Origin of the sequence: Bacillus sp. SRB_331 (genome assembly GCF_003264175.1) — a bacterium.
Lineage (GTDB): Bacteria > Bacillota > Bacilli > Bacillales > Bacillaceae_G > Bacillus_A > Bacillus_A mycoides.
The window spans coordinates 820-19559 of record NZ_NADV01000020.1; the positions used below are offsets into that span (position 1 = coordinate 820).

Annotated in this window: 18 protein-coding genes and 7 pseudogenes; 5 read left to right on the forward strand and 20 right to left on the reverse strand. The window is 33.8% G+C overall.

The window, feature by feature from the left end; genetic code table 11:
- The first annotated feature begins 366 nt into the window (after nt 1-366).
- Entirely contained in the window at nt 367-501 is a 135-nt protein-coding gene (locus B5P42_RS32645) for a hypothetical protein (RefSeq protein WP_258397494.1), read from the forward strand.
- Between the two features lie 387 nt (nt 502-888).
- Here the strand turns inward: B5P42_RS32645 and B5P42_RS32650 are convergent.
- From B5P42_RS32650 to B5P42_RS13735, 13 genes and pseudogenes are all read right to left on the reverse strand, one after another.
- Nucleotides 889-1035 (reverse strand): annotated as a pseudogene (locus B5P42_RS32650) (sporulation protein YhbH); the annotation flags it as partial.
- A gap of 16 nt (nt 1036-1051) precedes the next feature.
- Nucleotides 1052-1282 carry an MAE_28990/MAE_18760 family HEPN-like nuclease gene (locus B5P42_RS13680; RefSeq protein WP_113734407.1) on the reverse strand — a complete coding sequence of 77 codons (231 nt, stop codon included), beginning with the start codon at nt 1280-1282 and terminating at the stop codon, nt 1052-1054.
- A 29-nt stretch (nt 1283-1311) separates the two neighbouring features.
- A pseudogene (locus B5P42_RS13685) lies at nt 1312-1566 on the reverse strand (IS4 family transposase); the annotation flags it as partial.
- Nucleotides 1567-1678: 112 nt separating this feature from the next.
- Nucleotides 1679-1759 (reverse strand): annotated as a pseudogene (locus B5P42_RS32655) (CPBP family intramembrane glutamic endopeptidase); the annotation flags it as partial.
- Between the two features lie 34 nt (nt 1760-1793).
- A pseudogene (locus tag B5P42_RS13695) lies at nt 1794-2180 on the reverse strand (topoisomerase C-terminal repeat-containing protein); the annotation flags it as partial.
- A gap of 15 nt (nt 2181-2195) precedes the next feature.
- Nucleotides 2196-2294: pseudogene (locus B5P42_RS33240) on the reverse strand (thioredoxin domain-containing protein); the annotation flags it as partial.
- A 432-nt stretch (nt 2295-2726) separates the two neighbouring features.
- On the reverse strand, nt 2727-3356 hold the full coding sequence (locus tag B5P42_RS13705) for an NAD(P)/FAD-dependent oxidoreductase (RefSeq protein ID WP_113734408.1): 630 nt from the start codon (nt 3354-3356) through the stop codon (nt 2727-2729).
- Between the two features lie 188 nt (nt 3357-3544).
- Nucleotides 3545-3610: pseudogene (locus tag B5P42_RS33245) on the reverse strand (hypothetical protein); the annotation flags it as partial.
- Between the two features lie 229 nt (nt 3611-3839).
- Nucleotides 3840-4664, reverse strand: coding sequence for a hypothetical protein (locus B5P42_RS13715; RefSeq protein ID WP_113734409.1), 825 nt, complete (start codon nt 4662-4664; stop codon nt 3840-3842).
- 22 nt (nt 4665-4686) lie between these two features.
- Entirely contained in the window at nt 4687-7107 is a 2421-nt protein-coding gene (locus tag B5P42_RS13720; protein WP_113734410.1) for a heavy metal translocating P-type ATPase, read from the reverse strand.
- Nucleotides 7108-7202: 95 nt separating this feature from the next.
- A complete protein-coding gene (gene copZ / locus B5P42_RS13725) occupies nt 7203-7409 on the reverse strand; it encodes a copper chaperone CopZ (RefSeq protein ID WP_113734411.1) in 207 nt (68 codons plus the stop codon).
- A gap of 87 nt (nt 7410-7496) precedes the next feature.
- Nucleotides 7497-7814: a metal-sensing transcriptional repressor gene (locus tag B5P42_RS13730; protein WP_113734412.1), complete on the reverse strand. Its 318-nt coding sequence runs from the start codon at nt 7812-7814 to the stop codon at nt 7497-7499.
- A gap of 124 nt (nt 7815-7938) precedes the next feature.
- A complete protein-coding gene (locus B5P42_RS13735; protein WP_258397495.1) occupies nt 7939-8208 on the reverse strand; it encodes a metal-sensing transcriptional repressor in 270 nt (89 codons plus the stop codon).
- Between the two features lie 33 nt (nt 8209-8241).
- Here B5P42_RS13735 and B5P42_RS13740 point away from each other — a divergent pair, with 33 nt between their 5' ends.
- Nucleotides 8242-8409 (forward strand): cold shock domain-containing protein, encoded by a 168-nt coding sequence (locus B5P42_RS13740; RefSeq protein WP_113734414.1) that lies wholly within the window; start codon nt 8242-8244, stop codon nt 8407-8409.
- A gap of 257 nt (nt 8410-8666) precedes the next feature.
- Here B5P42_RS13740 and B5P42_RS13745 read toward each other — a convergent pair whose 3' ends face one another.
- The 3 genes from B5P42_RS13745 to B5P42_RS13755 all read right to left on the reverse strand — a co-directional run bounded on the left by B5P42_RS13745 (nt 8667) and on the right by B5P42_RS13755 (nt 11209).
- The gene (locus tag B5P42_RS13745; RefSeq protein ID WP_258397496.1) at nt 8667-9029 is read right to left on the reverse strand and encodes a cupin domain-containing protein; all 363 of its coding nucleotides are present in this window, start codon (nt 9027-9029) and stop codon (nt 8667-8669) included.
- Between the two features lie 375 nt (nt 9030-9404).
- Complete coding sequence (locus B5P42_RS13750) at nt 9405-10391, reverse strand: NAD(P)/FAD-dependent oxidoreductase (protein WP_113734415.1); 987 nt, start codon at nt 10389-10391, stop codon at nt 9405-9407.
- 191 nt (nt 10392-10582) lie between these two features.
- Nucleotides 10583-11209 carry a superoxide dismutase gene (locus B5P42_RS13755; RefSeq protein ID WP_142674050.1) on the reverse strand — a complete coding sequence of 209 codons (627 nt, stop codon included), beginning with the start codon at nt 11207-11209 and terminating at the stop codon, nt 10583-10585.
- 147 nt (nt 11210-11356) lie between these two features.
- Between B5P42_RS13755 and B5P42_RS13760 the strand changes: the two genes are divergently transcribed.
- Nucleotides 11357-11986 (forward strand): helix-turn-helix transcriptional regulator, encoded by a 630-nt coding sequence (locus B5P42_RS13760; protein ID WP_113734417.1) that lies wholly within the window; start codon nt 11357-11359, stop codon nt 11984-11986.
- Nucleotides 11987-12072: 86 nt separating this feature from the next.
- Here B5P42_RS13760 and B5P42_RS13765 read toward each other — a convergent pair whose 3' ends face one another.
- A complete protein-coding gene (locus B5P42_RS13765) occupies nt 12073-12378 on the reverse strand; it encodes a MarR family winged helix-turn-helix transcriptional regulator (RefSeq protein WP_113734418.1) in 306 nt (101 codons plus the stop codon).
- Between the two features lie 495 nt (nt 12379-12873).
- On the opposite strand from B5P42_RS13765, the gene B5P42_RS13770 reads away from it, so the two are divergent.
- Nucleotides 12874-13344, forward strand: coding sequence for a hypothetical protein (locus tag B5P42_RS13770; RefSeq protein ID WP_113734419.1), 471 nt, complete (start codon nt 12874-12876; stop codon nt 13342-13344).
- A gap of 124 nt (nt 13345-13468) precedes the next feature.
- On the opposite strand, the gene B5P42_RS13775 is transcribed toward B5P42_RS13770, so the two are convergent.
- Nucleotides 13469-14779, reverse strand: coding sequence for an FAD-binding oxidoreductase (locus B5P42_RS13775; RefSeq protein ID WP_181458798.1), 1311 nt, complete (start codon nt 14777-14779; stop codon nt 13469-13471).
- A gap of 543 nt (nt 14780-15322) precedes the next feature.
- Between B5P42_RS13775 and B5P42_RS13785 the strand changes: the two are divergent.
- Nucleotides 15323-15529: pseudogene (locus tag B5P42_RS13785) on the forward strand (divalent metal cation transporter); the annotation flags it as partial.
- Nucleotides 15530-15539: 10 nt separating this feature from the next.
- Here B5P42_RS13785 and B5P42_RS13790 read toward each other — a convergent pair.
- Together B5P42_RS13790 and B5P42_RS13795 are read right to left on the reverse strand one after the other, a co-directional pair.
- Nucleotides 15540-15737 carry a hypothetical protein gene (locus tag B5P42_RS13790; protein WP_113734421.1) on the reverse strand — a complete coding sequence of 66 codons (198 nt, stop codon included), beginning with the start codon at nt 15735-15737 and terminating at the stop codon, nt 15540-15542.
- 430 nt (nt 15738-16167) lie between these two features.
- Nucleotides 16168-18093: a heavy metal translocating P-type ATPase gene (locus B5P42_RS13795; RefSeq protein ID WP_113734422.1), complete on the reverse strand. Its 1926-nt coding sequence runs from the start codon at nt 18091-18093 to the stop codon at nt 16168-16170.
- Nucleotides 18094-18740 lie beyond the last annotated feature (647 nt).

Consider the following 18740-nt stretch of genomic DNA (forward strand, 5'->3'; position numbering starts at 1 on the left):
TTTCCATATTATTTCCTCCTCTTTTTTCGTATTAAGATATGATAATTTTTATAAATAATTGCGGAATAATGAACTTACATTACTGCTTTTAGAAGTTCTGTTACTAATGGAAGTACTCCACCTAAGAATGATAAAACTGCCATTGCGATTGTCATATTATTTCCTCCTCTGTTGTTGATGCTAAGATGTGATTTATCTTTATGCTTTCATTATAGTAAGCGCTTACATTTTTATCAATACATTCTTATATGCAATATTGCATATTTATATATTCAGACAAAAATTAGACCTCTATTAGTTATTCTTTAATGTTATCATAGCGAGGTGAGAGTCTTGAAGGGTTCTCCTTAATAGGAGGAAACGAATATGGAAAGAGTGCAAGCGATTATTGACAGTAATCTGAAACTCAAGAGCTGGGGTAAACAGGTACTAGCTGTAGGCGGAATGTTAGGGTTCTGCTACTTGGTATTATATGTTTTATGTTTCTTAATTGTTATGTAAATATATACAGCTATACTAGTGAAGCCTTACCTACAGAGGTAAGGCTCTTTTGTTGTATCTGAGGTGAATTTTTTTGGGAGGTACTCCAAAATATTGGGTTGATGGGCATGGGGTGGAATCCCAATAATCACTAAATTCTCCTCTCTCCTTACAACGAGAATAACAACGTATTTTTTATTTACTCAATTACCGAAGCCTCAAATGTTTTAAATAGCTTCTTATCCCCTAATCACCGAGTACGTTTATTTCTCCAAATTACTGTCCATAATAATAAACAAAGACAAACCCTTTATCCTTAAGATATAGACGCTTTCTCAATGGTATCAAACTCGGTGATTAGGAGGGAGTGGTATAATTACATAGTAAAATTTTGTTCTGCAAGTACACTCATACTGAACTTCCTTTTAAAAAAAATGTTTTTAAACAATCAAAAACATCTGCTTTATTCTTTAATATATAATACCTAAACTTCTCATCTTCAATGTTTTTATAAACAGAAAAAAGGGTAGATGATGAGCGATTATACTGGTTTAGTTAGCTAGTGTATACCCTAGTTTTCTATTACCTTTAAAAACTTTTTTTCTTTTAGTGCATCCATAATTAAATGAATTAATCCATTCATTATTCCAAACGTAGCTTCCTTAACCTGAGTATATTCTTCTTCGCTAATTCCTTTTCCCTCAGTACCATGAGCAATATTATTTCTTCTATTTAATAAAGTTTTTATAGCTATTTCATACTCACTAAAATTTTCAAATGGAAGACCAATTCGAAAAAGCATTTTCTTTAATACAACCGGCCATAAATTATCTGTTGATTAAGTCCTTCAGGACTTATAAGGACACCTGTAGATGCTTCTAGACAGCTACATAATTGTGTAAGCGGAGTACTCGCAACCTGTTGACTAAGCCATACACATAAAGCAATTAATTCTGGTGCTTGATATTTACTCTTTCGCTGAACGAATCCTTTTTCTTTGGCCAGATGTTCTAGAACATGAGAAGACATATGTCGTTGTAATTCTTCAGCAATTGGTTGAAGTTCATCAAGAATCACAGGATTCATAAAGAAACGCCATCCTTTCCTATAATTCTACAGAAAGGATAACGTCTTTTTTACTTTATGGCTAGTGTAAAACCTTAGCTTGATAGCAATGTGGCGGTACCCCTTATATAGGAAAAAGAAAACTGGAAAAAATCGCTAGTCCAGTCGCCAATAACACCCATTTCCCTTTTTGTAAAACCGCCTTCATATTCACTTTTGCCTCTCCCCTTACCTGCTATGATTCCAGGTTATTTTTTAGCAAATTCAAGTTCAATCCTCCCACTTTGCGAAAGTTTAAGATACGCATCAAACGGCTTCTCTTTCTTTCCTACCATGCCTTTGACAAGTCCTGTCTTCTTTCCTTCTAATAATTTTTTAGCATTAGTTTCACTTATTTTCTTTCCTAAAAACTCTCCTGGAAGCGAAAACTTACAACTTTCTTTATATCCGTTACAACCATAAAACGTTTTGCGATTCACAATTTCTTTCCCACATTTCGGGCATTTCCCCACTGAATCTTTTTCTTTCATCTCCTGGATCTTGCTGTCTACTTGAAGCTGATCTATTGATTTTGTAGCATTTTCAATTAATTGTTTTGTAAATTCCCCAATCTTCGCTAAAAACACATCTTTAGAATCAAAAAATACTATTTGATCACTTAGTTGTTCTGAAACCTCCTCAACAATTGGAGCTAATTGTCTACACCCAGAACACCAATCTGCCGTAAATTTTAATACAATAGTTTCACTTCTTTCTTCTACTTGTTATTCAAGTTCATTTAAATTGATTTCTTTCAACATGGGTAACTTTGCCCATCCCCCGAAAAAGGGGAATAATACATAATATACCAATTTCATGTTAGATTGAAAACAGATTGTTGTAAACTAATAACCAATCAATGTAACAAAAAGGTAGAAGATTAATATTGTGACGATTTATTTTTGGTACAGTATTTAGTTACATCTAATTTCAACATAATCAGTGTTAGAATTTGAAAACAAAAACTGTAACATAAATGTTCGTTTTTGTTACAGTTTAGTCTTTTTACCGATTTTAAATTTTAATCCAAGTCTAATTTGGGATAATTTGTCTTAATCCTCCTTTTCGGGGGATGGGCAAAGAAACCCAACATAGATAATCCCTCCTTAAAAATAAAAATGTAAGTTTTTCACTCTCATCATTTAACTAACAATTTGACTTTTCAAGTTATCTAATCCAAAACGATTAACAAATTTGAAGAAAGGTTCTCTTTTTTTTCCATGTTCAGAATAAATATCAATGATTTTTTCTACCACTTCATAAAGTTTTTCAGGAATTAACTGCTCCATAAATAACGTACCAACTTGTGCATCCATCCCTTTTGCTTTACCACCAATATATAGATTGTATCCGTTTCTTATTTTCATAATTCCAATATCATTAACAAGTGGTTCACCACATCCAATTGGACATCCAGTGTATGCAGGTCGAATTGTAAAAGGTACCGATTTCCCAGCTATCCTCTTATTTAATTCAATTGCAACTGGCATGCCTTCTTCTTCTGCACCTTTACAAAAGTTACAGGTTCTTAAACTTTTTACAAAATTCCCTATCGGGTAACAGGACAAACCAACTTCCTTAAATTTTTCTTCCACTAGTCCTAACTTATTTTTAGGTACTTTGATGTACAGCTGTTGGAAGGTTGTTAATTCTATCTCATCACCATCATTCATATACTCAGCAATTACAGAAAGTTGTTTGGCATTTAATTTTGCACCAAATGATATCCCACCGTTTACAGCTAATTTAACCATTGTTTCTTTTGGCTCCATTGTGAGCTTCACATCCTTTTTTCTATTTCATATTTGTTTACAACCTCATCATACTATACCCTTGTAAGGTATAGTATAGGCTGTTATATTTTATATCTTCACTTTCTAATACTAAGTAAAGTTTTTATTTCACTTTGATTCCTTTTTAAACACGAAAGCTGGAACAATTCTTGTGCCAGATACAGCTTTCAGTTCTTCTTCTTTAATGGTTGCTTACTGAGATCATACTCTACATATTGCACTTTATTCTCAGAAAGAAACTCTTTTGCAGCTTTACAGTCTGAACAAGTAGGTCTAGTTCAAGTTGCGTATTTCTCATCATTAATCATCCTCCATTGAGCGATTTTCTAAAACAATTTGTTATAATCAAACCTTTCATATATTTATTAAGTTTACTTTTCTTGTCTTGTCTTATAAATTAAGCTTCTATCTCTAAAAATAATATGAAAAGCCATGCAGAAAACTTGCGTGGCTTTTCGTTTCTTATTTTACTTCTATAACATATGGGTAGGCATTTACTTGCCCTCCAAACTTGAATTCAGCCCAAAGCTTATATACACCTGGCTTGTTAAAGTGCGTTTCAAACACTGTATTATCATTTGAAACCGGATGAACATGGATAAATTTTTCACCTTTTTCATCTAGGATGACCACATGCCCTAAAGCTCCTAGATATGGTTCTGGTTTATTATTTTTCACATCAAAGTTAAGTTTAATTTCTTTGTTCACTTCAAATTCTCTAGTTGTTAATTCAACTACTTGATTTTTTATTGTCTTTGTAAAATCTGTATCGACAACTAAGTCATTTACATGCTGTTCCTTATGCGCTTCACCTACATGTAACTGAATAGGCTCTACTACATAATTTAAATCTTTCGGTTTTATATCAACAAATACTTTATAAGAATTGTCGGGCAAATTGAACTTCTGTGAATATACTCCTTTGTTCTTTTCTTCCGGATGTAAGTGATGATATTCTTTTAAGTCTGAACTAACTACAATTAAATGCAGGAGCTTTTCATGGGAAACTTCCAGTTCAGGAGCATTATTATTTTTGTCTTTTAATTCAATTGTAATTTCTCCATTAGTATAGGACACCTTTGGTGTAACCTCACTATTCCCTTTTGTATCGTGGCCTGCATGTGCGTTATATTGTTTATCTCCTTTTTCTTCCTTCTGATTGTTGACTGCATGATTAGTATTTTCTGCAGTTTTTGGATTGACACTTGCATATATACTGTATCCTCCAATAACTACTCCAAGATACACAATACCCGAAATTGCCCAAATCATTATACTACGTTTCATACGTACGCCCTCCTTCCTATTATTAAGCTTTTAACTTAATTCTCTGTAGTCTTAATGCGTTAAGAACAACTGATACAGAACTAAATGCCATCGCTGCACCGGCTAACCATGGAGCTAAGAAACCTGCTGCCGCTATTGGAACACCTATACAGTTATACGCAATGGCCCAGAAAAGATTTTGTTTAATATTTCTAATCGTCATTTTACTCATATAAATAGCATCTGCAATACTATTTAAATCGCCTCGGATAAGAGTAATATCTGCTGCTTCCATCGCTACATCAGTACCTGTACCAATCGCCATACCAATATCAGCTGTTGCTAATGCAGGAGCATCGTTAATTCCATCCCCTACCATGGCTACTTTTTTACCGGACTGTTGAAGCTTTTTCACTTCTTCCGCTTTACCTTCTGGTAAAACTTCAGCGATAACATGCTTAATGCCAACTTGCTCAGCAATAGCCTTCGCTGTTTGGCTATTATCTCCTGTTATCATAACCACTTCTAAGCCCATTTTTTGTAAACGAGCAATCGCTTCTTTTGATGTACCCTTCACTGTATCTGCTACTGCTACAATACCTGCATAGTGATGATCGATGGCAACTAGCATAGCTGTTCTACCCTGCTTTTCTAAATTCTCCATTTTCGATAATTCAGTTTGAACATTGATGTTATATTTCGCCATCAGTCTACGTGTACCAATTAATAACTCTTTACCGTTAACTGTTGATTGTATTCCAAAACCAGGAATTGCTTCGAAAGTGTCGGAAGATCCTAACGCAATCCCTTTTTCTTTAATACCTTCGACGATCGCTTCGGCAAGTGGGTGTTCTGAGTTTTTCTCGGCGGCACCAACCAGTTGTAGAAACTCAGTTTTATCGATACCTTCTGCTAAAATAATATCTGTTAAAGTTGGCTTACCATTTGTAACCGTACCTGTTTTATCAAGAATAATTGTATCTAATCGATGTGTCGTTTCAAGGTGCTCTCCACCTTTAAATAAAATACCGAATTCTGCCGCACGACCTGATCCAGCCATAATAGAAGTTGGCGTTGCAAGACCAAGTGCACAAGGACAAGCGATAACTAAAACGGCAATAAATTTTTCAAGAGCAACTGCAAACTCTCCAGGACTAACAGCAAAATACCAAACAAGGAAAGTTACGATAGCTATCCCAACGACAATCGGGACAAATATACCTGAGATGACATCAGCTAAACGTTGAATTGGTGCTTTTGAGCCTTGTGCTTCTTCAACGACCTTAATAATTTGAGCTAACGCTGTATCTTTTCCAACTTTTGTTGCTTTTATTTTTAAGAATCCATTTTTGTTAATCGTTGAACCAATAACAGTGTCTCCAACTGTTTTATCAACTGGAATACTTTCACCAGTTAGCATAGATTCATCAAGTGCTGATCTTCCTTCAACAATTTCACCGTCAACTGGTACTTTTTCACCTGGTTTTACGTAAACAATGTCCTCTTTCAAAACTTCTTCAATTGGAATTACCAACTCTTTTCCATCACGAACGACTGTTGCATTTTTCGCCTGCAATCCCATCAATTTCTTGATTGCCTCAGATGAACGTCCTTTCGCCTTAGCTTCAAACAGTTTACCTAATATAATTAATGTAATAAGAACTGCACTTGTTTCGTAATATAGGTCTACCATATGAGCATTTGAACCAATTGACATAAAGCTTAAATAAAGACTATAGAAATAAGCAGCTGATGTACCTAGTGCAACAAGTACATCCATATTTGCACTCTTATTTCTTAATGCTTTAAAAGCTCCGACGTAAAATTGTTTCCCAACTATAAATTGAACTGGTGTTGCGAGAGCTAATTGTACCCACGGATTCATAAACATATCTGGCAACCAAATAAAACGTGTAAATTCAAAATGACTCACCATTGCCCATAACAGTGGGATTGATAAGATGAGAGAGAAAATAAATTTTCCTTGTTGTTTTTCAATTTCTTTTTGACGATGGTCTACTTGTTCTCCCATTTTTTCTTGCTTTTGTTCCAGTCCATAGCCAAGCTTTTTGATTGCCTCTTTCATATCAGGAATAGAAACTTGATTAGAGTTGTATTCTACAAGAACTGTTTCTAGCGCAAAGTTAACGGTTGCTTTTTCACCCCCATTTAACTTGTTTAAACGTTTTTCAATTTTGTTTGCACAGGCTGCACATGTCATTCCTGTAATATCAAATTCAACTTTATCACTTACAATGCTATACCCTAAAGATTGGACTTTTTCTTTAAATTCCTTTATGTCCGTTTTATCTGGATCATATTTGATTTGTGTTTTTTCAAGCGCGAAATTAACATTTGCATCTTCTACACCCTCAATTTTTTTTAGCCCTTTTTCAATTCTGTTTGCACAAGCTGCGCATGTCATTCCTGATATTTGGAGAGTGGTTTCTTTTTGTCCATTCATTTCATTCACCTCTGTCTCATACCCGATAGGAGTATATTTTTCATCGAAAGAAATCGTACCATTATAGTACGATTCCCATTATATATAATAATCTATTATTGAATTTCGTACCCTTGGTCTTCAATTACAGCTAAAATATCTTTCAGAGTAACGACCGAAGAATCAAATTTTACTTCTACACTCCCTTTATCTAAATGAACCTTTACATTTTCAACACCATTTAAAGCTCCAACATTCCCTTCGATAGAGTTTACACAGTGACCACAAGACATGCCTTCAACTTGTAATGTTACGTTTTCCATTATAATTCCTCCTTGGAGTAGTTAAGATTTTGATTACACACCGATATTACCATACCCCCCTACGGTAATCAATAGGGGTTTGAAATTTTATTTTGTTATTTTAGAAATTGTTTTTAAAAACTCATTTATTATTTCTGGATCATCTTGCTTCAATCTTTCAATCACACATGTATTTATATGATTTTCTAATAACAAACATAAAACTGAACTTAATGCAGCTTGTGCTGCAGATATTTGGTGTAAAATGTCATCACAATAAGTTTTTTTCACAATCATGTTTTTTATACCTTTCACTTGCCCTTCAATCCTATTTATTCTATTAATTAAATTATTTTGAATTTCTTCTGGATAATTTCCATTCATATGCCTTGTATTACAACATGTTTCATTAGCGTTCATAAACATAAATTAATATACTGTACTAACTAGAAACTAATGTCTTTCTAATACGAATTTACCATACCCCTATTAGGTATTTAAACATAAAAAAAAATAAACCAGTTAATAAACCGGCTTGCTATATACTACATTATGATTTTGAGAAACGGTCAAATACTGCCATTAACTCTTCGATTGATTCCTCACCATTCTCATTTTTTATCGCATTGGATACACAGTGACTGGTATGATTTTTTAGTATACTCATACCAACCTTTTTCATAGCAGCATTAATTGCTGAAATCTGTACTAAAATGTCCACACAGTAACGGTCATTTTCAACCATTTTTTGAATTTTTTTTATTGCGCAAAGTAATGCTGGTGCTTTTCCTGTTGTTAGAACCGCTGATTCTCCAACCATTTTCACCAGTCTTTTCATAAGGGAGCGTAAATAATGAAGAAGAAACAGCATGGAATTGTGGAATGGTATAGAGCTGAAGAAGGATATGGTTTCATTCAATTAAATGGAGAGGACGAAAATAAAGTCTTCATCCATTTCAGTTCCATTATACTTGATTCGAATCGATTTCCAGATGGGTATCGATTCTTGAAAAAGGGATAACGAGTAGCATTCAATCTCATTGAAAAGTCCTTTTAAAGGAGATAGATCAAGCGATGGTTGCTCAAAATGTTATCATTCTTGCTGGTTAATCCGAAGCTTCATCTCCTTATTCCATTTTTGTAACAATTTTTGCTAATAAGAGCAACGTTTATTTAGAAGTTTCTCTTTTGATATAACACTTACAGCTATAAGAAAGACCCACTTATTCCATGAAATAAGTGGGTCTTTTCTAGAGAAACCTGAACTAATTTATATCCTTAACCTAGGATTGTCATATTAAAAGCCTTTGCAACTTTTACAAGGTGTTGAAGCTCTTCTGGAGAAGGCGTTTTTACTTCAGGAAGGTCTGCATCTTTAGACACAGGAGTACCTAATTCTTTTACAAATGCATCAAATTTTGCTGGGGTTGACGTAACAAGAAATTCTGCTTGCTCTGGACCTGATACTAACCTATGAGGAATACCTTTAGGTGCAAATACATAGTCTCCAGTTGATGCTTCAATAATCTCGTCTCCTATATAGAAGGTGACCTGTCCTTTTAAGATATAAAATGATTCATCATCTTCATGGTGAATATGAAGTGGTGGTCCTAATTTTGGTGGTTCAGTAACATGTGCCAAGGCATATTCTCCGTTTTTTTGTTCTCCTGATACTATCACTGTTATTTTTCCAGTCAAAAAATGATAGGTTTTTTGTTAATTTTGGGTACAATGAAAAGCCTTTTTATTCTCATTTTCAATTATTGTCATTTTTCTATCTCCCTTTTAGGAAATTCAATACAAGCTCAATTTCTACATAAATGGCTGAATTCCCTTTCATACCCTAAAAGAATTTTATTTTCTCTATTTCTACAAATTCAACGTGATAATTTTTTAAATCAATTAATTCTATTTCTAAATACGGATTTTGTTTTTGGCTTTCATTAACACTTCATTTACTGTCTTTTTTCCACCTAAATATCCTGGTACACTTAATAACTTCATTTTATTAACTCCCTATTTAAACACACTCGTACTATGCAAAGGCTGAACACGTGATGACGGATCAATAAATGATTTTGCATTATTAACCGCAATAGGTGCTTCGCCTAATCCAACCGCAATCAGTTTCACTTTACCTTCATAAGTACAAATATCACCCGCTGCATAAATACCCTTTACATTTGTTTCCATTTTTGTATTTACAATTATAGAATTTTTGTCCATATTTAAATTCCAATTTTTAATTGGTCCCAGTGAAGATACGCTTCCATAATTCACAATAACATGATCTATCTCAATCTCTTCTTCCGTACCATTTTTATCTACAATTATTACTTTATGAATGCTTTCTCTATCCCCTATCAACTCTTTAATTGCGTAAGGTGTTTTTATCTTTACATTTGAGTTTAAAAGAGCATCGACACTACTTTCATGCGCTCTAAAATCTGAACGTCTGTGACAAAGTGTAACTTCTGCAGCAATATCTTTTAACATTAAAGACCAATCAACTGCTGAATCGCCCCCACCACATACAAGCACTTTGGAATCTTTGAAATGATTTATATCTTTCACCTGATAGTATAAATTTTTACCTTCATACTCTTTTTCGTTACTAATATTTAATTTTCTAGGTTCAAAAGCACCAATACCAGACGTTATAAGGATAGTTTTAGAATAGTGAACCCCTTTATTTGTAATTAATACAAAATATCCATCATCTTGTTTAATTTCTAAAACAGTCTCCTCTAAACATGTTTCCGGAGAAGCATACTCTGCTTGACTAACTAAACTCTTAACTAAATCTTTAGCCAATACTTTAGGAAAACCGCCCACATCATAAATATATTTATCTGGATATAACTCACCCAGTTGTCCACCTAATTGATGTAAGCTATCAATGATTTTCACTTTCATATTCCGCATGCCTGCATAAAAAGTAGCAAATAAACCAGTGGGGCCACCACCAATAATTGTAATATCAAATACTTGTTGTTTTTCCATAGATGTTACACCTCTTTTATACCTTATTTATTTATCTATTTATCCCTCATTAACGGGCAGTAATACTTCAAACTTAACATTCGGCAGAAACAAAGAAGTTAAGTGGAATATAAACCGCCCGTAAAATCCCGATTGATGAGGGCTAATAATCAGTGAAGGATGAAGAACTCCCCACTGATTAAAGTTTCACTTTATTTAATCGCTTCATTGTACTTTTCCGAAACTACATTCCAATTAATTACATTAAAGAAGTTTGATATATATTCAGGACGTCTATTTTGATAATTTAAATAGTACGCATGCTCCCATACATCTAATCCAAGGATAGCCGTTTTCCCATCCATGATTGGATTATCTTGATTAGCTGTACTCATAACTTCTAATTTTTTATTCTCATTTACAACAAGCCATGCCCAACCTGATCCGAATCGGCTTACAGCAGCATTTGTAAATTGTTCTTTAAATGTATTGCATCCACATGTACCACCTAAATCATTTTGGATTGCTGTATGAATCGAACCTGTTGGTTTGTTTTCTCCTCCTGGTTTCAATATTTCCCAAAATAGAGAGTGGTTCAAATGGCCTCCTCCATTATTTCGAACAGCGTTTTGAATTTCCATTGGAAGTTGATCAATATCTTTTAACAGATTAACTACACTTTTATCATGTAGCTCTGGATAATTTGCAATTGCATCATTTAATTTATCGACATACGTTTGGTGATGTTTTCCATGATGTAGTTTCATCGTTTCTTCATCAATAAATGCTGTTAATTCATTAAATCCATATGGTAAAATAGGTAATACGTGTTTATTCATTGTTAATTCCTCCATTTTTTTAACTTTAATAACTAAAAAGTTAATAAAGTTTCGAAATAATGTATTATAGCAACTAATCTATAAATTGCCTGTTCATTTTAAAATACGATTTACGATACAATCATTGACAAGGTGGGTGAAAGAAATATGGTTGCACGAACTAACACAAGAGATAAAGTGCTAACATTATTGAAAAGAGAACACCAACTTTCAGTAAAAGAACTTGCTCAATTATTAAATATTAGTGAAGTAGCTGTTAGAAAACATCTAAATACTTTAGAACGCGATTCTCTAATTCAAATAAATGAAATCAAACAACCAATGGGCCGACCTTTACAGGTATACTCATTAACCTCTAAATCCGAAGAACGATTCCCTAAAAATTACGAAAGTATGACTGTAGAATTTTTACATGACTTACAAGAATCTCAAGGAAATGAAGTTATCGATTTTTTATTTGATAAAAGACAAGATAGATTAGAAAAAGAATATCTTTCAAATATGTTAAATAAAAATCCAGAACAAAAAGTGACAGAACTAGCAAAAATTCAAAACGAAAAAGGCTACATGACTGAACTTACAAAAATCGATGATGATTCCTATGAATTGATCGAATACAATTGTCCTATCTTTTCTGTAGCAAGTCACTTTAAAAAAGCCTGCCGTTGTGAAACAGCTATGTTCCAAAATGTATTAGGAACAAAACATGTTGATAGGGTATGTTGTCAAACTGATGGTGAAACCCATTGTAAATTTTCAATACAATTTAACAACTAATAATAGCCCCACTACATGATATGTTTGTTTTTACTTTTACTATTCTCCCTCTAAGATTAAGCTTCTTCGGGGGAGATAAATAATTATCAAATGCTATTTTTAAAGATTTTATCAAGAATCTCATTCGAAAAAATCAACTCTTTCTCTGATAACCCTTGTGTAACCTTTTTTTCATATTCTATACTGACTGAATATACTTCAGATTTAATTTCTATTTCTTTCTTTGTTACATAAACACTCAAAAATCGACGATCTTTTTTATCTTGCAAGCGCTGAATAAAACCTTTTTTCTCTATATTGTATATCATGCGACCAACAATTGTTTCATCTCTATATGCTTTTTCTGCTATTTCTTTTTGTGTTATGCCATCTTTTCCCCAAAGAATCATCATAATTATCCACTGATCTGGAGTTATATCAAAGGAGCTAATATCTACTTATAATAATTTTTTAATCCTAGATATGTACGATGTATAGAAAATCCACAAAAGTCTTCTAAATGGTATCTCAATAATCACACCTCAATTATTTTTTATACTTAATAATTAATATGCTCATTGTACCATTCTTCTATAATACTTTAATATTTTAGGAACGATTGATAATGATCCACGGAAACGGGTTCTATTATTACATGGAGAGTAAAAGTGAGAGTAAAATCACACCAATCATTCCTTGATTATATAATAATACTAACTTTAAACTTTTTCAACTTTTAAGTTTAAAAAGTTTAAAAACAATTCAATAAATAAATAAATAAATAAATCCCCTTGAAATACATGAACAACTATATTTATTACATTTGCTAAGAAATTGTTTTCATTATTCATACAAAGGATAGTAGAGCAGTTCAAAATCTACTGCCCAAACAACAAAGAGCTTTCATCTTGAAGCAGAAACTCATGAATCTGCTGGTAATTCCTTCTGTATTGGTCGGTTTTACCGGCGTACATAAAACGCTTGCAGCTTATACCATTGATAAGGACTGCGAGGATTTCCAATCCCAAAAAGAAGCGCAAATATACTTTTTAGAGCAGGGAGGTTCCATCAATAATAACGTGAACCGATTGGATGTCGTCCGTAATGATCAGCGTAACGGCATCGCCTGTGACAAATATCCATATCAAAATAAAGAACGCTATGAAGAACTCACATTACCAGGTCAAGGCGATAATAACAATGGGTCTGACATGAATAACGGATTCGACATGGGTAATGGCATGAATGAAAATAACAACGCGGACAATGGTGGAGAAATGCCAAATACCACAACATCTTATGGAAATTATGCTGTATTCTGTCTAGGAATGATATTGACTGGACTATTCTTGATAATCCATAGAAAACGCAGCAACTGATTGAATACAATACTAAACAAGAGAGGCGGATCCAATCCATCTCTCTTGTGTTTGTTCTAGTTTCTAAAATACTAAATGAGATAAAATTCGGCACTTGACATTAGGTGCCTGTTCAGCTCCCTTGCTATTGTACCTTAGAAGGGACATTTAAATTGCTCTTAAAAATATTCTCAGGATCATATCGTTTTTTTAATTTAATTAATCTATCGAGTGTCTTGTCAGGATAAACATCATTTAGGCGATTTTTCTCATCATCCCCTAGAAAATTGATTTCTGCTCCAGCAGAAAAGGCTTGGATTGTTTGCCAGAGTTTTTTATTTAGTGCACGACTTCCTTCTTCTTGCTCTTTAGTCATGAAAATGTTCTGAACTATGACTAAAAAGGGTTTATCCCGATGAGCAAAGGCAGTTTCATCAGCTGGTACACGACTTACGGCACCGCCAAGGACACGCAATTGTATTACCGCGAAAGGAGGAAATGGATGCTCATTAATATCTTTAACAAATGTTTCGGCTGTTTGATGGTCAAATGAAGGAAGATACATATTTCGGCTAATATAGCCGAATCGATTATCTAAATTTTCCATAAGATCAGGATAAGCCATTGGTTTAACCATATCGGCAATGACTGTTCCAATTTCTCTAAAAGGTGCAATTACTCGTTCGCCTTCTTCCAAATTACCTGTGTAACAAAACATCACAGCTAAAACAGGCTTATTATGGTACTCCGATGGAACAAATGGGTCTGGTGCTGTCATAATGGATATGCTGGTTGTAAGCTCTTCCGGTGCTTTTTCGGCTAATTGTCCTATTTTAAGGAGGTCTGCAGCATTTGCACCTTCGTAGAATAGAAATCCACCCAAAACTTCACCGCCATCGTGAACATCAAATTCCAGAGCAGTCACAATTCCAAAGTTACCAGCTCCCCCGCGTATACCCCAAAATAAATCTGGATGTTCATTTTTACTAGAACGAATGATTTCCCCTTCTGCAGTTACGAGTTCAACTGCTTTTAATCGATCAATTGTTAAACCATATTTACGTACCATAAAACCAATCCCACTTCCTTGAGTAAGGCCACCGACACCGACACCAGCATTATCACCCGATGTGATTGCAAGACCATGCGGTTGTAGGACATCGACTACGTCTCCCCAAGTTGCTCCTGGTTCAATTCGAGCAGTACGGGATGCCACATCAAGTTCAATTTGTTTCATTTGTGACAAGTCAATTACTAAGCATTGATGCCCAGCACTAAATCCTGCTAAGCTGTGACCAGCGCTTCGCACAGCAATCGGTAATTGGTGTTCCTTTGCGAAAGCAAGTGAGGCAACTACATCTTCGGTATTTTTACAACGTACAATTAAAGCAGGTTGTGCATCGACGACCAGATTCCAAATGTGGCGAACTTCTTCAAAATCTGAATGTTCCTTCAATAAAATTGTTCCATTGATTTTTTTTTCAAAATCTTGAATGATTGAATCAGTAGCTGAGAATAAATTCTTATTCATTATATTTTCATCCTTTTCTTGTTCTTTAGTATTAATAGTGAATCAAAAAATCAGTATAAATTTGTTCGTTGTCAGTAAAAAATGTGGTTGAAATAACGGCTAGTAATTGACCAAATAGACCGCTGAAATAAAGAATTACAAAGATAATATGTCCAATAAGCCACCATTATTTGAGCTTATGGCTGGATTATTTTGATTATTTATTTCCAATAAAATACGATAACTAATATTGATAGTGCTCTTCCGAAAAAAAACACCGTTCAATACACCCTCCTAATTCGAAATGTTGTTATCTATTCAATCTTCAAATCCCTATGATTCAACTGCTAGTAATTGGGTTGTAAGTTATTTAACTCAACATTATTGTTAAATAGTTAATAATAATGTTAAGTGAATTCTAAACTCACAACATCAATTTGTCAACAATAATTACTTTATAAGAATTATTATCAATTAGAAGTTAGTGTAATATTAAGTCCTACGTTAGGAGTAGCGCTTGCGAGTACATTATTTGCGGTTGCTTTACTTGCTTCAGGACAAAATGCTACGATTACTGGAACGATCCGTGGTCAAATCGTTATGGAGGGATTTATTCAATTAAGAATTTAACCTTGGCTTCGTCGCTTGATTACACGCTTAAAAGCAGTCATTCCTGCTTTTTTTGTTGTAACTATAGAAACTAAAATCAACATTTCGTTGCTTTTTGAAAATTACAATCATTTATTTTATATCCTGGTGATTTCCAAAAAGATGATACATATAAAGAAAATACAGCATAATTTTCACAGAAATTACATGTACGTGTATTTGGTAATAACATTTGTATATGGGGTATCTGTAATTCTTTTAAAGCAGTTACAACATGATCTTCACATACCAACAATTTAATTCCTCCCTATATAAAACTCTATGACTTATTAACTTTTGAAGATGTTTCTTCCATAACATTTAAGTTTTCAATTGTATCTGTATAACGTAATTTACTTAACATTGTAATTAAAGCTACAAATATAACAAGAGAACCATTAATAATAAATAAATTAGAAACATAGAAAAAGTCCCAAAACCCATTACCAAAAACAAAGTACCGATGAAAATATTCGCCTGGCTATGTACCGTTTTGATCGTCATTTTGAATATATTCTTAATCGGTTATATTGTTGTTACAGGTCAAGAGATAGGATCGGAATTATTCATTTAAACAAAAGGTGAAAACAAAAAAGAAAAGAGTCCTAATTATTCAGAACTCTTTTTCAAATTAATGAATTATAACTTTAATCGAACTGATACATGGATTCCTAAAAAGAGCCCATTTAATTATTTCCTTTTAATAATCGCAAGCCATTTAAAATAACAAGAATTGTGCTTCCTTCATGACCAATAACGCCAAGTGGAAGAGCTAAAAATTGTAAAAAGTTTGAACAAATTAACATCGCAATTACTGTTAGTGAAAAAATAACATTTTGTTTTACAATACGATTCATTCGTTTTGATAAACGAATTGCTTGAGCAAGGCGAGAGAGTTCATTTTTCATAAGAACAACATCTGCTGTTTCTAAAGCAACATCTGTTCCTCCTCCCATAGCAACGCCAATGCTTGCTGTAGCGAGGGCAGGTGCATCGTTAATACCGTCACCAACCATTGCTACTGTACCGTATTTCTCTTTTAGTTGTTTAATCGTTTCTACTTTCGTTTCTGGTAAGCATGATGCATAGTATTCTTTTATATTACTTTCAGTTGCGATTGCTTTAGCTGTTTGTTCATTATCGCCGGTAATCATAATTGCTTCTACACCAAGACTTTGTAAATCGCGAATTGCAGCAATGGTTTCTTGGCGCAGGGTATCTTGTAAGGCAATAAGACCTAGAACCCCTTCTTCATCACCAATATATACAACTGTTTTTCCTTCTTGCTCAAGTGTAGTCACGATACCATTATGAAATGTTTTTGCTTCTTCGCCGATAAAATCTGCCTTTCCAATTTTATAAGCTTTATTGTCTAATACACCCTTTAGACCAAATCCAGTTACATCCTCTACCTTTTCTGGTTTTGTTAATGTAATGTCATACGCGTGTTTTGCATATTTGACGATTGCTTCTGCTAGCGGATGTGTTGAATGACTTTCAATAGAAGCTATAATATGCAATACTTCTTTCTCGGATATTTCCTCACGTACATATACGTCTGTTACAGATGGTTTTCCTTGTGTTAATGTGCCTGTTTTATCAAAAGCAATTGCTTTTACAGAAGCGAGTCGCTCAAGGTGAATGCCGCCTTTAAATAAAATGCCGCTCCGTGCCCCATTAGAAATAGCAGATAGCGTTGCCGGTGTAATCGCTGCAACAAGCGCACAAGGAGATGCGACAACGAGTAAAATCATAGCCCGGTAAAATGTTTCATTCCAGCTCCAATCTAGTAAAAAATGGGGAACAAACATCATAAGAGCAACGATGATGAGTACAGCTTTTACATACGTACCTTCAAATTTTTCAATAAAAAGCTGCGATGGTGACTTTTCACTTTGAGCATTTTGAACGAGACTAATAATTTTTTGGAACAATGTTTGATCGCTTCGCTTTGTAATTTCAACTTCAATAGCACCGCGTAAGTTCACAGTTCCAGCAAACACTTCATCTCCAATTTTTTTCTCATTCGGGATTGATTCCCCTGTAATTGCTGCTTCATCAATATTCGTTTCACCATTGTGAATGATACCGTCAGCCGGGACACGCTCACCTGGTTTGATTAAAATGATATCTTTAATTTGTAATTGACTTACTGGAATACGTTCTTCTTTTCCATTTGAAATACATAAAGCTTCTTCGGGTTGTAAATCAAGCAGTGCAGAAATTTCTTTTTGGCTTTTGTTTAATGTATAAGATTCCATTGCACCGCTTAATGCAAAGATAAATATTAGGATGGCACCTTCTGCCCAGTAGCCAATAATAGCGGCACCAATTGCTGCAAAGAGCATTAACATTTCAACGTTTAGTTCTTTTTCTTCGATTGTATCTTTAACACCTTCTTTGGCTTTTACATAACCCCCAGTGAGATATGCAAAAATATAAAAAACAATTCCAGCTGTTATTGCTCCGTTTTTTGTTAATATCCAGCCAGCTAAAATGAAGATACCAGATATAATCGCAAAGATAAGTTCATAATGTTTTTGTAATGTTTGCATCCATGAAAACCTAGATGCATTCTCTTTTATTGGCAATATTTTTTCTTGTGAATTCATTATTACTCACTCCATTTACATTTTTATTGAGAAAAAGAATCAAAATCGAAACCTCTATAAAACGACGAAAGCTGCCATCCCTATGGATAACAGCTTTTTAAAGTTTGCATCCATGAAAAATTAGATGCATTCTTTTTTATTGGTAATATTTTTCCTTCTGAATTTATTATTACTCACTCCTTTTACATTTTTATTGAGAAAAAGAATCAAAATCGAAACCCCTATAAAACGACGAAAGCTGCCATCCGTATGGATAGCAGCTTTTTAAATAACTACACTTTGTGCAGTTATTTATTTTATAGTTATTTTACATTATAACATATGTTATGATTTGTAGAAAAGTATTTTTGCATTAAAGGGTAGTGACGTCATTTCGCGGATTTTATACGTTAAGACAAATATTGTGAATTAACGTAGCCAAAAACGTTTATATGGGGGTGCCGCCACATGCCCATCAAGCTCAGATTTTCAGAAACCTCCCATAACAAAAATTTTACCTTTTCACAGTTATTCATACGAGTTCGGCTCATTTTTTCTTTTTTTGGGCCTTTATTTTTCTTAAGTTGATGAGTATGTATGGTGCCCCCCTCATGCCTCCTTACAGGGAGAATGATAAGGCATTTTTTATTTACCCAATTACCGAGCTC

What these genes read in the sequence shown, in the direction of transcription:
- copZ (WP_113734411.1), bottom strand. Translation starts at nt 7,409, where the DNA reads ATGGAAAACGTAACATTACAAGTTGAAGGCATGTCTTGTGGTCACTGT.
- B5P42_RS13680 (WP_113734407.1), bottom strand. Translation starts at nt 1,282, where the DNA reads ATGCTTTTTCGAATTGGTCTTCCATTTGAAAATTTTAGTGAGTATGAA.
- B5P42_RS13720 (WP_113734410.1), bottom strand. Translation starts at nt 7,107, where the DNA reads ATGAATGGACAAAAAGAAACCACTCTCCAAATATCAGGAATGACATGC.
- B5P42_RS13740 (WP_113734414.1), top strand. Translation starts at nt 8,242, where the DNA reads ATGAAGAAGAAACAGCATGGAATTGTGGAATGGTATAGAGCTGAAGAA.
- B5P42_RS13750 (WP_113734415.1), bottom strand. Translation starts at nt 10,391, where the DNA reads ATGGAAAAACAACAAGTATTTGATATTACAATTATTGGTGGTGGCCCC.
- B5P42_RS13715 (WP_113734409.1), bottom strand. Translation starts at nt 4,664, where the DNA reads ATGAAACGTAGTATAATGATTTGGGCAATTTCGGGTATTGTGTATCTT.
- B5P42_RS13730 (WP_113734412.1), bottom strand. Translation starts at nt 7,814, where the DNA reads ATGTTTATGAACGCTAATGAAACATGTTGTAATACAAGGCATATGAAT.
- B5P42_RS13765 (WP_113734418.1), bottom strand. Translation starts at nt 12,378, where the DNA reads ATGATGATTCTTTGGGGAAAAGATGGCATAACACAAAAAGAAATAGCA.
- B5P42_RS13760 (WP_113734417.1), top strand. Translation starts at nt 11,357, where the DNA reads ATGGTTGCACGAACTAACACAAGAGATAAAGTGCTAACATTATTGAAA.
- B5P42_RS13735 (WP_258397495.1), bottom strand. Translation starts at nt 8,208, where the DNA reads ATGGTTGGAGAATCAGCGGTTCTAACAACAGGAAAAGCACCAGCATTA.
- B5P42_RS13795 (WP_113734422.1), bottom strand. Translation starts at nt 18,093, where the DNA reads ATGAATTCACAAGAAAAAATATTGCCAATAAAAGAGAATGCATCTAGG.
- B5P42_RS13705 (WP_113734408.1), bottom strand. Translation starts at nt 3,356, where the DNA reads ATGGAGCCAAAAGAAACAATGGTTAAATTAGCTGTAAACGGTGGGATA.
- B5P42_RS13755 (WP_142674050.1), bottom strand. Translation starts at nt 11,209, where the DNA reads ATGAATAAACACGTATTACCTATTTTACCATATGGATTTAATGAATTA.
- B5P42_RS32645 (WP_258397494.1), top strand. Translation starts at nt 367, where the DNA reads ATGGAAAGAGTGCAAGCGATTATTGACAGTAATCTGAAACTCAAGAGC.